At 66.7% G+C, this 14,324-nt stretch carries 12 protein-coding genes and 2 pseudogenes; 6 read left to right on the top strand and 8 right to left on the bottom strand.

The annotated features are described in order from the left end of the window. The first annotated feature begins 226 nt into the window (after window positions 1-226). The 4 genes and pseudogenes from L1892_RS15500 (at window position 227) to L1892_RS15515 (ending at window position 4,018) form a co-directional block, all read left to right on the top strand. A pseudogene (locus L1892_RS15500) lies at window positions 227-1,327 on the top strand (flavin-containing monooxygenase). Window positions 1,328-1,382: 55 nt separating this feature from the next. Next, a complete protein-coding gene (locus tag L1892_RS15505; protein WP_235724511.1) occupies window positions 1,383-1,877 on the top strand; it encodes a hypothetical protein in 495 nt (164 codons plus the stop codon). Beyond that, a complete protein-coding gene (locus L1892_RS24895) occupies window positions 1,802-2,950 on the top strand; it encodes a response regulator transcription factor (RefSeq protein ID WP_235724512.1) in 1,149 nt (382 codons plus the stop codon). The genes L1892_RS15505 and L1892_RS24895 overlap by 76 nt, the downstream gene beginning before the upstream one ends. Before the next feature lie 171 nt (window positions 2,951-3,121). Beyond that, window positions 3,122-4,018, top strand: coding sequence for a formate/nitrite transporter family protein (locus tag L1892_RS15515; protein WP_235724513.1), 897 nt, complete (start codon window positions 3,122-3,124; stop codon window positions 4,016-4,018). A gap of 110 nt (window positions 4,019-4,128) precedes the next feature. Here the strand turns inward: L1892_RS15515 and L1892_RS15520 are convergent, their stop codons facing one another. After that, window positions 4,129-5,121, bottom strand: a complete 993-nt coding sequence (locus tag L1892_RS15520; protein ID WP_235724514.1) for a YihY/virulence factor BrkB family protein — start codon at window positions 5,119-5,121, stop codon at window positions 4,129-4,131. Between the two features lie 174 nt (window positions 5,122-5,295). Between L1892_RS15520 and L1892_RS15525 the strand changes: the two genes are divergently transcribed. Next, window positions 5,296-6,348, top strand: coding sequence for an iron-containing redox enzyme family protein (locus L1892_RS15525; protein ID WP_372475110.1), 1,053 nt, complete (start codon window positions 5,296-5,298; stop codon window positions 6,346-6,348). Window positions 6,349-6,362: 14 nt separating this feature from the next. Here L1892_RS15525 and L1892_RS15530 read toward each other — a convergent pair whose 3' ends face one another. The 7 genes and pseudogenes from L1892_RS15530 to L1892_RS15560 form a co-directional block, all read right to left on the bottom strand. Further along, complete coding sequence (locus tag L1892_RS15530) at window positions 6,363-6,554, bottom strand: CDGSH iron-sulfur domain-containing protein (RefSeq protein WP_235724516.1); 192 nt, start codon at window positions 6,552-6,554, stop codon at window positions 6,363-6,365. Beyond that, entirely contained in the window at window positions 6,551-7,264 is a 714-nt protein-coding gene (locus L1892_RS15535; RefSeq protein WP_235724517.1) for a methyltransferase, read from the bottom strand. The genes L1892_RS15530 and L1892_RS15535 overlap by 4 nt, the downstream gene beginning before the upstream one ends. Window positions 7,265-7,463: 199 nt before the next feature. Further along, complete coding sequence (locus L1892_RS15540; protein WP_235724619.1) at window positions 7,464-9,407, bottom strand: hypothetical protein; 1,944 nt, start codon at window positions 9,405-9,407, stop codon at window positions 7,464-7,466. Between the two features lie 147 nt (window positions 9,408-9,554). Continuing rightward, window positions 9,555-10,820, bottom strand: a complete 1,266-nt coding sequence (locus L1892_RS15545) for an ATP-grasp domain-containing protein (RefSeq protein WP_235724518.1) — start codon at window positions 10,818-10,820, stop codon at window positions 9,555-9,557. 57 nt (window positions 10,821-10,877) lie between these two features. Next, a pseudogene (locus L1892_RS15550) lies at window positions 10,878-11,426 on the bottom strand (alpha/beta hydrolase-fold protein); the annotation flags it as partial. 236 nt (window positions 11,427-11,662) lie between these two features. Next, complete coding sequence (locus tag L1892_RS15555) at window positions 11,663-12,409, bottom strand: class I SAM-dependent methyltransferase (RefSeq protein ID WP_235724520.1); 747 nt, start codon at window positions 12,407-12,409, stop codon at window positions 11,663-11,665. Window positions 12,410-12,503: 94 nt separating this feature from the next. Then, on the bottom strand, window positions 12,504-13,445 hold the full coding sequence (locus L1892_RS15560) for a glycoside hydrolase family protein (RefSeq protein WP_235724521.1): 942 nt from the start codon (window positions 13,443-13,445) through the stop codon (window positions 12,504-12,506). A gap of 136 nt (window positions 13,446-13,581) precedes the next feature. Between L1892_RS15560 and L1892_RS15565 the strand changes: the two genes are divergently transcribed. Beyond that, window positions 13,582-14,184, top strand: a complete 603-nt coding sequence (locus tag L1892_RS15565) for a class I SAM-dependent methyltransferase (RefSeq protein ID WP_235724522.1) — start codon at window positions 13,582-13,584, stop codon at window positions 14,182-14,184. Window positions 14,185-14,324: the final 140 nt, after the last annotated feature.

The following is a 14,324-nucleotide window of genomic DNA, read 5'->3' on the forward strand; positions in this document are numbered from 1 at the left end:
CAACCCCGCACAACACCACCAGTGTTGGTCAGACGGGGACCGCCTCACCGCAAGGCGAGGCTGCCTGATGACACCGCAGACACAGCAGCAATGCTCACGTTTGCTCACCAGAAGGCAACGGTTGATGTCCGATGTGGCGGCGACTGTGGCTGCCTAGCGTCAGAGTCGACCGGTCCGAGCCGGTCGGCCAAGCCGACACCGATGTCGGCCGACGCAGGAGGACGCCATGAACATCGAACAGATCGACACCGTCATCGTCGGCGCGGGCCAGGCCGGCCTGGCCACGGCGTATCATCTCCGCAAACACGAACAACCCTGCGTGGTGATCGACGCCAACCACCGAATCGGCGACAACTGGCGCCGCCAATGGGACAGCCTTCGCCTGTACTCCCCCGCCCGATACGACGGCCTGCCCGGCATGCCGTTTCCCGCCGACGGCTGGTCGTTTCCCGGCTAGGACGACGTCGCCGATTATCTGGAGACCTACGCCCAACGCTTCGGGTTGCCGGTTCGGTTGTCGACCCGGGTACGCTCACTGGACCCCGATCCGCGAGGCGGCTTCGTGGTCGACACCGACGCCGGCACACTCGCATCGCGCACCGTGGTGGTCGCCACCGGAACCTTCGGGCGCACTCCCGCGATTCCGGACTGCGCGGCCGAACTCGATCCCGCGATCCTGCAATTGCACTCCAGTGAGTATCGGCGGCCCGAGCAATTGCGCGACGGCCCGACACTGGTGGTCGGCGCATCGCACTCCGGCGCCGACATCGCCTACGAGGTTGCGGCGACCCGTGCGACGACGCTGTGTGGACGCGACTGCGGATCGATCCCGTTCTATCCGGAGTCCTGGCAGGCACGCGTGCTGTTCCCGATGATGATCTTCGCGTGGCGTCACATCCTGACCCGACGCACCCCGATGGGCCGCAGAGAGCTTCCGAAGGTGCGGTTCCATGGGGCACCCGCGTTGCGCGTGAAGGCCGCCGACCTGCGCGAACGCGATGTGACGCGGATCGAGCAGCGAGTGGTGGGCGCCCGTGACGGTCTCCCGCAGACCGCCGACGGTGAGGTGCTCGACGTCGCCAACGTCATCTGGTGCACCGGATTCCGCCAGGTCTTCGACTGGATTCATCTGCCGGTGTTCGGCCCCGACGGCTGGCCCGACGAGATGCGCGGTGTGGTGGAAACCGCCCCTGGCCTGTACTTCTGCGGCCTGTCGTTCCAATACGCCTTCAGCTCCATGGTGCTGCCCGGCGTCGGACGCGACGCGGCCTACATCGCCGACCGGATCGCACAGCGGGCCGCCCTGCCGGAGCATCAAGTGACCTGAGCCGTGCACATCGGCCCCGGCGGGTTCTACGCTCGAAGCAGGAGGTGGCGAATCGATGACGATCGCCGGCGAACTCGAGCGGGCCCGAGGAGAGTTCGAGGCCGGCGACTGGTCGACGGCTCTGCGGCGCTGGATGGACATCGATCCGGCCGAACTCCGTCCGGACGATCTCGGCAGGCTCGGTGTCGCCGCGTATCTCGGTGGTCACGATCAGACCGCTCTCGACGCGCTGCACCACGCCTTCGCAGCCGAACTCGACAACGCGAACGTCCCCGCCGCCGTCCGGTGCGCGTTCTGGATGGCGATGATCGCCACGATGGCCGGCGACCCCGTCGTCGGCCAGGGCTGGACCGCGCGCCAACCGGCTGCTCGCCGATCACGACGCCGACGTGGTGGAGCGCGGCTACATCGAAATCGTGCGCATGTACGCACACATCGATGCCGCCCGATGGCCACAGGCGTTCGACTGCGCACGTGCCGTCGCAGGGACGGCTCATCCTGGAAGGAGGCCGGGTACCCGAGGGCCTGGCGCTGTTCGACGAGGCGATGACGAGGGTGGCCGCCGGCGAGGTGTCCGCGGTGTTCGCCGGCCAGGTGTACTGCACCATGATCGAGGGCTGCCAACGAGTGTTGGATGTCGGCCGGGCCGCCACCTGGACCGCGGCGCTGACCCGATGGTGTGACCGCCAACCGGGACTGGTGCCGTTCACCGGACAGTGCGCCGTGCACCGCGGGCAGATGTGCACGTTGTCGGGTGCGTTTCGCGATGCGATCGCCGAATTCGATGCGGCGCTGGCGCGATACCTCGACACGTCAGCGTCCGCAGCAGGTCTGGCCTTCGCCGAGCGCGGTGAGGTGTACCGCATTCTCGGCGATCTGGACAATGCGGAACTGTCGTTCTCGCAGGCAGGAGCACATGGCTATGATCCGCAGCCGGCCCTGGCCCGGCTGTGGCTGGCCCGCGGGCGAGCGCAGGCCGCGGCGGGCGCGGCCCAACGTCTGTTGCTGGAGTCCACCGAACCGGTGTTGCGGGCCCGCATCCTGCCCGGCGCAGTGGAGATCCTGCTGGCGACCGGGGCGGTGGCGCAATCGCGGCCGCTGGCAGCCGAACTCGCCGAGATCGGCGATCGGTTCGGGTGCGTTGCGTTGCAGGCCAAGGCGGCGTTCGCGTCGGGCACGGTCGAACTCGCCGACGACGATCCGGCCGGTGCCCTACCCTACCTGCGCAAGGCACGTCAGCAATGGATGGAGTTGCACTGTCCGTACGAGGCAGCGCGCTGCCAGGCAGCGATCGGCCGCGGTCTGCTCGCCCTGTCGGACTCCGATTCGGCCCGAGCCGAATTGGCCGCCGCCGGTCGCATCTTCGACGCTCTGGGCGCCCGACCGGACGCCGAGGCCGTCGCCGACCTACTCGGTCCCGACGCTCACCCGGCGGGCCTGTCCGATCGCGAGGTCGAGGTGTTACGCCTGGTCGCCACCGGACGGAGCAACGGTCAGGTCGCCGAAACGCTGACCCTGAGTGAGAAGACGGTGTCGCGGCATCTCTCCAACATCTTCGCCAAGCTCGACGTCAACACCAGGACCGCGGCAACGGCTTACGCCTACGAGCACGGCCTGATGTGATTCGGTGATCCGTGACACCAGGCCGGTGTCTCATGTCACTTGCCCATCGAGAACTCACACTCGCCGCGGGTTGCCGTGAGGAGGACGTAACACCGATTCGTCTTCATGACACAAAACCGACATTCCGACTCGATTGACTGACGCACATTCACCGTCAACCTGAGGAGTCTCATGTCGTACGTGAAGCCTGCCGAGTTCGTGAAACAGATGGTCGATGCCGGCGAGGCGAAAACGTTCCTGTCCACCCGGGATACGCTGATACGCGCGTACATGGCGGGCGCGATTCTCGCGCTCGCCGCGGCGTTCGCCGTCACCATCACCGTCCGAACGGGTGAACCGCTGCTCGGTGCGGTGTTGTTCCCCGTCGGATTCTGTTTGCTCTACCTGATGGGATTCGACCTGCTGACCGGGGTGTTCACGCTGGTACCGCTGGCGTTGATCGACAAACGGCGAGGCGTGACGTTCAAGAGCATGTTGCGCAACTTCGGCCTGGTGTTCGTCGGCAACTTCCTGGGTGCGTTCACCGTCGCGGTGTTCATGGCGATCATCGTCACCTACGGGTTCAGTACCGATCCCGATGCCGTCGGGCAGCAGCTCGGCGAGATAGGTCATTCCCGGACCGTCGGCTACGCCGAGCACGGCGCCGCGGGCATGCTGACCCTGTTCATCCGCGGCGTGCTGTGCAACTGGATGGTGTCCACCGGTGTGGTCGCGGCGATGATGTCGACGTCGGTGCCGGGCAAGGTGATCGCGATGTGGATGCCGATCATGCTGTTCTTCTACATGGGTTTCGAGCATTCCATCGTCAACATGTTCCTCTTCCCGTCGGGACTAATGCTGGGCGGTGACTTCTCGATCGGCGACTACCTGGTCTGGAACGAGATCCCGACGGTGCTCGGCAATCTCGTCGGTGGCCTCACCTTCGTCGGATTGATGCTCTACGCCACTCACGGCCGCACGGGACCGTCGCGACGCGTTCCGGAGGGCACCACCGAGATCGACGTCGCCCAGGAGGTGCAGGCGAAGAAGTCCGACGCCAAGGAGCGCGCGGTCGTCGCCGATTCCTGATCGTCGCCTCAGGCCAGATCCTGCACAACGTTCGTCCCCCGACACTCGCAACTCCCCGCCGAACTCGCGGTAGGTGTGGCGATAACCGGGGGACGAACTGTTGTGCCGGCTTACTCGCGGCGGGCGGGACCGGTGAACCGGCGGACCCGGGCGAGGCCGCGCGCGCCGAGCTCCGCCGGGGAACGCCGACGCGGCGGTGGCCAGCCGTTACTGGGGTGGGCCTTCTCGATCTCGGCGTTGAGTTCGGCCCCGAAGAGCAGCACGATGGCCACCGACCACACCCACACCAGGATCGCCAGGGGCGCGGCGAGCGGGGCGTACACCGCATCGCCGCCGAACGCGGTGTCGGTGTAGAGCCGCAGGAGCGCGCTGACCGCGAGACCCCCGCCGGTGGCCAGTACGGCGCCGGGCAGATCCCGAAAAAACGGGGTCCGCCGTGGTGTGGCCCAGTGGAACAGCGCCGCCACGACCAGAGTCAACACCACCACCGCCACCGGCCAGTAAGCGATTGTCCAGATCTCGCCGAGAGGCAGCGCCGCCAGACCCCACCGCCGTTCGACGATGTAGCCCAGCTGCGGGCCGGCCACCACCAGCGGCACCAGCACCACTCCGAGGATCAGGCCGATCACGGAGAACACCAGTCCCAACACGCGCGCCATCCAGGTGGGACGTTCCTCGTCCAGGTCGTAGGCGATCGTGACCGCCAGAACCACCACGCGCAGGATACGGCTGGCGGTGAAGACCGCGACCAGAAACGAGATCGAGAACACCGACGGGGACCCCTCGACCAACAGCCGGTCGAGCATCGCCGCGATGACATCGTCGACGGTCTGCTGCCGGAAGACTTGCGCGGCGATCTCTTCGATGCGTTCGATGAGTTGAGCCCGGGCATCCGAACCCAATACCGGGTCGAGCAGTCCGGCCAACGAGACCATGGCGATGGACACGGCCGGCAGGCTCAGCAGCACCCAGAACGCGATCTCGCTGGCGAGTCCGGTGATGCGGTCATCACCCGAGTCCTTGACCGTGGCGACGGCGAGGTCGACGACCGAGCGCACACGCGGCGGCAGCCGCGCCCTGAACCGTCTCCACACCGCGCGCATCGGGGGCAACGGTACCCAAGAGCACCCTGCCCAGCGAGGACATGGCCCAGTGTCGGCACCGCTGCGGCTCGCCTGCCGGCGCCCACGGCATCGTTTCGGCACGGCGCACACCGGATACTCCAGGTTCTACCCTGGGGACGACGTCCGGATTAGGACATATCGATGAGAGGCGCGATGTCAATGACCAGCCAGCTGAACAGACCCGCAGTGACCGACGCACCCGCGCCGACGCTGCCCTCTGCGCGCGGGCCGCTCTCGGCGCTGGTGATCGATCACCTTCGGGCCGATCCGACGGCCCCGCACGGCATCGCGGCACCGGAGGCGGTGTTCCCGGCCGCGCTGACGGAGGTCGATCCGTACGGCGATGATCTGCAGCTGGCCCTCTACCTCTGTTACGAGTTGCACTACCGCGGCTTCGCCGATGTCGACACCGAGTGGGAATGGCAGCCCGGCCTGCTAGCCCTGCGCGGCGAGCTCGAACGACACTTCCGCGCCGCGCTGCATCGTGACGTTCCGGTCACCGGTGGCGAGACCGCCGGGCACGCCATGGACGAGTTGAGCGTCGAGTCACCCGACGGTGACGGCGCCTCCTATCACCTGCGTGACGCGGGCACGTGGGACCAGTACCGCCAGATGTTCGCGCTGCGCTCCGTCTATCACCTGAAGGAAGCCGATCCGCACGCCTGGGCGATTCCGCGGCTGCGCGGCCACGCCAAAGCCGCATTTGTCGCGGTCGAGTTCGATGAGTTCGGCGGCGGACACGGTGATGCTGTCCACCAGGAGCTGTTCGCCGAGCTGCTGCGGGCGGCGCATCTGCGCGAGGACTACCTCGGCTACCTCGACATCGTCCCCGCCGCGGCTCTGACACCGGTCAATCTGATGTCGCTGTTCGGTCTGCACCGGCGCTACCGCGGCGCCGCCGTCGGTCACCTGGCGGCCACCGAGATCACCTCACCGCCGGGTTCGGCGCGTCTGCTGTCGGGGCTCGACCGGCTGCAGGCACCAGAGCCCTGCCGGCATTTCTATCGCGAGCACGTCGAGGCCGACGCGGTGCACGAACAGATCCTGCGCACCGACGTGGTCGGCGACCTGATCCGCACCGAGCCCGAGTGCGAGACCGACATCGTCTTCGGCATCCGCGCGTTTCTGTTCGTCGAAGACGCGCTGGATGCGCACGTGATGACCGCCTGGCGGGCGGGCCGCAGTGCCCTCGTCGGGGAGCTGTAGCTGTCCGAATCCGATCAGCGCCGCCGGCGCTTGCGATGGCTGGTGTCGCACAGCGGGTAGTTCTTGCTGCGGCCGCACGCGCAGATCGCGACCATGAACCGATCCGACTCGACACGGGTGCCGTCGGGAAGTTCGATGTCGATCGGGCCCTCGACCAGCACCGGGCCGCCGCGAACCACCCGAACTGTCCGCCGCTGGGCGGTCATCTGTGTCGCCCTCTCGCCTGCGCCGTTGTGTCCGGGGCCCTCGCCGCGATCACCACCAGCCGTTCGATCCGACGACCGTGTTCCAGTAATCCGCGGTGCTCGAGCCATCGAGCCCGGGCAGTCAGCACCGGGCCGAACGGGATCCAGCGTTCAGCGATCACCTGCGCGGCGAGGCCCGCACCCTCCAGGGCGACGATGGAGGCGTCGACGCCGGCGAACTCCGACTGCACCACCAGTAGCGTGCCGCCGGGCGTCAACAACGTCGGCGCGTGGCGACACAGGGGGTCGAGCACCGCACGCCCGTCGACCCCGGCATCCCAGGCATGCGCCGGTCCGGCCGGATGGAATGCAGGATGCGAAAGTGTCGGCGTCGGTACATACGGTGGATTGCAGGTCACAACCTCGAACCGGCCGTGCTCGGCGGCGAGGTCAGCGTGTCTCACCGTGACCGGTCGGCCTGCGGCGCAGGCCGCTGCCCGTGCGTGCTCCACGGCGCTGTGCGAGGAATCCACCGCCACCGCCTCGCGGGCTCCGCCCGCGGCTGCAGCGATTGCGACGGCACCGGTGCCCGTGCACAGATCGAGCACACGTGCTCCGCGCACTCCACGTGCATCCATCGCATCGATCAGCAGCGCAGTGTCCTCCTGGGGCAAATACACGTCGGTGCCGATCGCCGGCTCGCCGGCCGAGGCCGGCGACACCATCGTCATGACCTGACCTACGGTCCGCGGTGATGCGACCACGGCCGGGGACGGATCGCTCTCGCGAATTGGACTACGGTGTCTTCTGCGATCAACCTCACGCCTCACCTTCCGGCCATGCCATGCGGGAGATGACCACCCCGCACGGGAATGATTCCCCGCGGCACGGACCCCGAAACGCGGATGCGTAGATGTTCGGTTCAGCCCGTCACAGCGAGCCGTGATGGACCTGGCCGTCGCGAGGTCGCAGCGTGCGATCGGCCCCCCAGCTGCGTTCGACGTAGCCGACCACTTCGGCGACGTCGACGGCCGGGACATCGGTGAGGGTGCCGTCCTCGAGCGGATCGGCGTGGAAGATGTAGAGCCGGGAGGCGAACTGGGCGAACGGCAGTGAGCCTTCCCCCGGTCGTTCACCGTTGCCGGCGGTGCCCACCACCACGGAGTCGCCCCAGTCCTGGCCACTGTCATTGTTGGGGTTGAAGAAGTAGACGCGGATGTCACCGTTGGGGTCCGCGGCGACCCGCAGGATTGTGATGGCGTGCCAGCCGACGTAGCGCGCTGCACTGTCGGTGAACGCGATCCCGGCCGGTTGAGGGTGGATCAGCGGTTGATTGCCGTTGTAGCGCGGGTGATATGCGGCATAGAACTGGCGGATGAAGTCGTCGAGGTCCACGATGTCGCCGGTCGCCACATCCACGTTGATCCGAAATCCCCGAGCCGACCACCAGCCGTGGAATTCCGGGTTCACCCAACGGTGCGGGTCGCCGGGACGGTCGGCACAACGGCGCACCATCTCGGCGTAGATGCGATCGAGGTGCGGAACCACCAGCAGCGACACCGGATCGAGATCGATCGGGTCAGCTGTCGCGACGCCGCCGACACTCTCGGCCGAGGAGATGCGCTGGCCCTCGAAGTGGGCGATCACCTCGTCGTCGCGGGCCGCCCACGCCACCACCTGCAGCAGGTAGTCGGGATCGTTGTACGCCCACATCGACAACGCACGCGCCGACTGGCACGTCGGGTTGTCACCCTGGCCCACCCCGAGTGGCTGGCCCAGCATCGACAGGAGACCGCCCAGCAACAGTCCCTCGGGTTCCACCGCCGGCCCGAAGGCCGAGTGCAGACGCTCCCGAACTGCTGGTGCGAGTTTCAGCGACACCTGACGCCACAGCGACGGCACCACCGGCGGCTGGTGCAGAATGCCGCGGTCGAGTAGCAGCGCCAGTCCATAGAGGCACTGCGCATGCTCGGGCGCGACGGTATGCAGGATCAACTGCTGCACAAGATCGGTGTAGCGGAGCAGACAATTGCGTCCCACCTCCGACAGGCCGAGCGCCTCGGGGAGGAGAAAGATGTTGTCGTCCACCAGGAACCGCACCAGGGCGGCGTGGTATCCGGACACCAGACCGGTGTCGTGCATGGCGCGGGCGAATCCGCGCGCCTCGAACTCCAGCCCCTCGGCGTCCATCGCCGACAACCGCGACAAATACACGTCGATGCCGGGGTCCTCGCGGCAGGCCTCGGTGGGACCGAACAGCGCGGTCGTCAAGCGGTCGAGTCCCTGCCCCGCGGCGCCCAGGTCGACGTCGGGGTTGTTGCGATGGACGGCGATCCGGGTGACCATCGCCTTCACATGATCTACCTGGATCGGTCGCTGGCGCAGGATTCGCCAGATCTCCTCCACCAATTCCTCGAGAACGCTGTCGTAGCCGATCTCGTCGACCACATAGTCGAACACGGCGCGGGCCACCCGCGCGCCGCCGTTTTGTCGTGCGCGGTCGGCTTCCGACATCGGCGCGAGCAGTAGATCCAGGTTCAGTGCCAGGACCTGCGACAGGAATCGTCGGGCATCGTCGGCGGTCATGTCCGGACGGGTGTGCTCACCGGCAGCGATCGCCACCAGTCGCAACTCACTCGTGGCCTCGAGTATCACGGTGTCGGTGTTGGCACCGCGCAGACTCGGACCCGCGAGCGCCGGTACCAGGATGTCGGGTTGATCCCAGTCGGAGCCGGCGAACACGCCTGCACGCTCCAGGGCCGCGGCTCGCGCGCGGACCGCAGCGCATCCGCCCGGTTGGGTCAGCACCCGGCGCAGCGCATCAAGCACCCGGCGCAGTTTGCCCGGTTTCGCGAACTCGGGCGCCTCGTCCATGGCAGTTGTGGCGTGGTCGAGTTGCTCGAGCCGAGACACCAACGCCCGGTCGGACTCGGGATGGTCGATAGATGTCACTGGCAAGGGCACCCTTTGTGGTTCTCGCGGGGTCGTGTAACACGCACCCTGGTGGGCCGCGGCGACTTCTCACACGTAGAAGTCGAGTTCTTCCTGACGCTTGAGCAGGTCACGCATCCGATAGGGATCCTCACCGAAGAAGTACAGCAGACCCCAATGGGTGCCGAAGGCGGTGCGTTTGGTGACGGTCTCCTCGAGTGGCTCGGAGAGGTCGTTGGTCTCGTAGTAGTCGTCGTCGGCGGTCTCCTCGGGGATCTCGAGATTGGAGACCACCCGGCGGCGTGGATACACACCGAAGCATCCCGCGACGCCGGCGGCGTCGACCACCTCACGCGGGAAGAAGGCATCGATCTCCTCCTCGGTGGTCTTCGGGTCGAAGGACAGCACCAGCGCTTGGTAGGCATTGAATCCGTACGCACGTTCCAGCAGCTCGAACACCTTGAAACCCGGTGGCCGGTAAGCGACTTCGCCAAAGTACATTTCACCGTCGTTGGTCACGAAGTATTCGGGGTGCACGAATCCGAAATCGATGTCGAAGGTCTTGATCAGCTTTTCGATCTGTGCGGTGATCGCCGGACGGTACTTCTCCAGTTCCGGGGTGGCGGGCACGAAGACCGAATAACCCAACGTCACGTATTCGGAGATGTTGAGAAACTTGATCTTGCCGTTGTGAATCCACGCCTCTACTGCGAACTCCCAGCCATCGAGGTGCGACTCCATCAGGACCGGGAACTCTTCTTCCGGAATGGTGTCGACCTCGTCGGGGGTACGGATCACCCGGTGTCCGAGGCAGCCGGCCTTGTCGAAGGCCTTGAGATGGATCGGGTCGTTGGGATCACCGTCGAGTTTGAGCAGGGTCTGATTCACCCGGCGCAGAAAGCGCACTACGTCATCACGGTCGTGCGCTTCTTCGAAGATGCCGACCCGGATACCACCGAGCTGGGCGCGGCGCTTCATCAGCGCTTTGTCACGCAACAGCATCGCCTGGCCGAACAGCCGCGGCTTGTTCATCAACACCGAATTGATGGCGCCCGCCCACTCGACGGTTTCCTCGAAGAGCGGGATCGCGACGTCGACACCCATATCCTGCAACGTCTCGGCGATCTCCATCGAGCGGTCGTTGAGGCGCTCGAAGTTCCAGGAGAGATACGGGATGTTGTGTTCGGCGCAATATTCTTCGGCCCAGTCGGGGGCCACCACCACGTAGCGGCGGTCGAATGAGTCGACCGCCTCGATGGCGCCAAGACTCCAGCCCAGCAAGGCCACATAGCCTTTGTCGGGGTTCTTGGGTGCCTTCGCGGGTGCGTCATGTGTTGCTGTGGCAGGCGCGGTCATGCATGTCCTTTCGCTGCAATTCGTGCGCGGTTCATGCTGCTTCTTCCTGAACCCAACCTACAGAGGACGCCCAGCGGCCTCCACCGGGTACGCGCCGATCGGGCCGATGACCGTGTCGAAAACGGCAGGCGGACGTCTGCAACTGCAGGTCAGAGCGCGGGTGACAGGGCCTGCCATAAGTGCGGCGATTCCTTGGCCAGCGAGCACGACCTGATAGAGCCCCTCGTCCGGGGTCACGTCACGCTTGATGTCCGCGGGCCCGAGCTGACCGGCACCGGCATAGAGGAACAACGTCTTTCCGCGGAGCTGGTCCAGACGACGAGCCGGGGCGTGATCGCGCCAACCGCCGGACCCGACGGGACCCCACATGTTGTCGGCGTTCGCACCGGTGAGCGAGGGCGTCGCGCCGCGATCGCCCGTCTGCCGTCGGCAGTCGAAACCCGCATCGATCAGTGGCGGCAGTTCCTGGGTCAGGAATATCTCCCACGTGGGTTTGCCGACTGATGGGTCGCGACGTTCCCAGTCGGTGTAGAAGGTGCCGTACGCGCCGGTCGGGAGCACCACCGTTACGTCTTTGTCGGCAAAGAACTCCTCTGCACCACCGGCCCGGAGCCAGTCAGATGTGCGCCCGCGGCGGCGCAGCCTGAGCTGTTCCCGCCGCTGCCACACTCAGTACGATCAGCGCGGCGCCGACGGCACGCCAAGCAGTCCGAACACAGAAATTCCTTCACGTTCTCCCCCGCCCCACGTGCCCGTGATCTATCCGAGAGGAGTTACCGCACCGCGGTGTGACCCACCGGACAAGGCGAGACGGACACCTCCGCCGTCGGACAGAGTCCGCCTCACACGGTCCCGCGCGCCGCCCAGGCGGTGGCAACCACCCGGAACGGTCCCGACCCCAGACGATCCCGCGCGACACCCTCGAGGCGTGCGCGTGCGTCGGCATCCAGTCGCTGGACGTATTCACCGGCCGGACCCACGCCGAACGTGTGGGGCTCCCACCATTCCTCGAAGGCGGGGTGTTCGATGTCGACCGCGATGGACTCCTCGACCACCGCGCGTAGGCCGACGTCCACGAACAGCTCGGTCAGATGGCCCCGGTGCGCTCCGGACAACAGCGCCTCATCTTCGGCGTCGGGATCGAGCACGTGTACCGCATCCCAGAACGGCGCCAGCGCACCGGTCGGCCCGTCCCAGACACACGCCGCGACCACCCCGCCCGGCCGCGTGACGCGGGCCATCTGCCGGATGCCGCGTACCGGATCGGTCATGAAATGAACCACTAACTGTGCCATCGCGGCATCGAATTCGGCGTCGCCGTAGGGCAGTTCCTCTGCCGTACCGGTCCGGACATCGACGTCGGGGAGCCGCTGCCGGACCGCCGCGACGAACGGCGGCGACGGGTCTATCGCCGACACCTCGGCCCCATTTGAACCCAGGTGCGCTGCCAAAGCTCCTGGGCCACAGCCGACGTCAAGTACCCGTTGGCCGGCGCGGACGCCGGCGAACGCCGCGAAGACGCCCGCCAACGGCTCCGCATAACGCCCCATGAATCGGGCGTATGCCTCCGACGGGACGGCAAAGCTCACCTGGTCATTTTAGGTCCGCAGGTCAGGACGAGGAACCGGTCCGTCGAATGACATCGAGGAGAACGACGCCCCACTCGCGGCCCTGGTCTGGAGATCAGGCGGGTTCGCGCAGGATGCCGATGTGGCGCACCGTCCCGGACAGTCGCGGCAGCGTTCTCGGCGGCGACCACGACCGCAGCCCGTCTGTGCTGTCGGAGTACAGGTACCGTCCGCTGCGGTAGGCGTCCAGGTAGATCCGCCAGGTTCCGTTGGGCAGCTGGGTGAGCACCGGCCCCTCCACGAACCGACCCCAGTTCCGGGTGGGCACAAATCGATACGGTCCGGCCAGCGACGGCGCCACCGCATGCTCGATGACCTTCGTCGTCTCGTTCTTGGTGAACGCGTGATAGGTGGCGCCGATCTTCACCACGGTGGTGTCGATGTGGTCGGCGCCGATCCCGACGATCGGTACCGGTGGACTCCACACCCGCAGCGACGGATCGAGCGCGGTCATCACGTAGGGCACGAAGCCGCCGCCGGTCGACATCGACAGGATCACGTTGACCCGGCCGCCGTCGACGAAGAACTCCGGCGCCCACGCCTTGGTGGTGAACGGCGACAACGACGGGAGTTCACTGGAGCCGGCCGACCCCGACGAGTCGGATCCGCTCGAACCGAACAGGCCCTTGCCGTCGCCGGTGCCGGGCAACAGTGCGCAACACAGCGGGACCGGCCAGTTGCCGATGGGCGTCCACGACACCCGGTCCCGGCTGCGCGCGAAACCGATGTTCGCGCCGTCGACCGTCGTGTAGGTGATGTAGTACCAGCCGTCGGTGTTGCGGAAGATGCTGGCGTCGCGCACACGACCGGCCGGCGGCCGGTAGGCCGACTTCCGCAGCAGCCGGAAGTTCGTGGCGTCGGTCGACGTGTAAACGTCCATGTCGCGGTCGGTGGCGTTGCTGAAGCCGACCATGGTGTAGCGCCAGCCGGACGGCGCGGCGTTGCCGGTGCCCTGCGCCGAGACCAGCAGTCCCGCGGCAGTCAGCACGATCGTCATGAGGGAGAACACTGTTCGCCTGGTACGCGTCACTGGTGCAGTATCGACGACGACACCTGCACCATGCACAACTTTCGGGATAGGTGCGCGAAGATCGTCCTGACGAGAACGGTTCATCGATGGCCGGAGCCACCGCATGCAAGATGACAAGATCGGCTCACGCTATGCCCAGGTCGCCGACCTCTACATCGACATGTTCGGCAGCCCGGACCGCGTGGACGCCGCCGACCGTGCCTTCATCGCCCGCCATCTCGGTGACGTCACCGGTCCGGTCCTCGACGTCGGGTGCGGACCGGGACATCTCACGGCCTACCTCGCCGATCTCGGTGTCGCGGCACGCGGGATCGATCTGGTGCCGGGCTTCGTACACAATGCCCGGTCCACCCGACCCGACCTCGATTTCACCGTCGGATCGATGCGCGCGCTCGATGTGCCGGACGGATCGCTGGGCGGAATCCTGGCCTGGTACTCGCTGATCCACCACGATCCGCACGAGGTCGGCGAGATCGCCACCGAGTTCCGCAGAGCCATGGTCGGTGGCGGCGTACTCGTCGTCGGATTCTTCGAAGGAGCCGTGGTGGAACCGTTCGACCACAAGGTCACGACCGCCTACCGCCGACCGGTCGACGACATGTCAGCGGTGCTGGCTGCGGCCGGGTTCGTCGAGATCGAGCGCACGCGCCGGGCCGGCACCGATACGGCGCGTGCACATGCGGCACTCGCCGTCCGCGCTCGGTAGCGGCCGCAGAGTCGATGCTGTGCCGGGGACCTTCAATGACGCTTCAGACCACCATGTCGGCCGGGAGTTGCAGCGCCTCGCCAAAATTGTCGTCGATCAGAAGCACGGCGTCCGACGGCGTCACTCGCACATCGCCCGGT

This window comes from Gordonia tangerina (assembly GCF_021556435.1).
Taxonomy (GTDB): Bacteria; Actinomycetota; Actinomycetes; order Mycobacteriales; family Mycobacteriaceae; genus Gordonia; species Gordonia tangerina.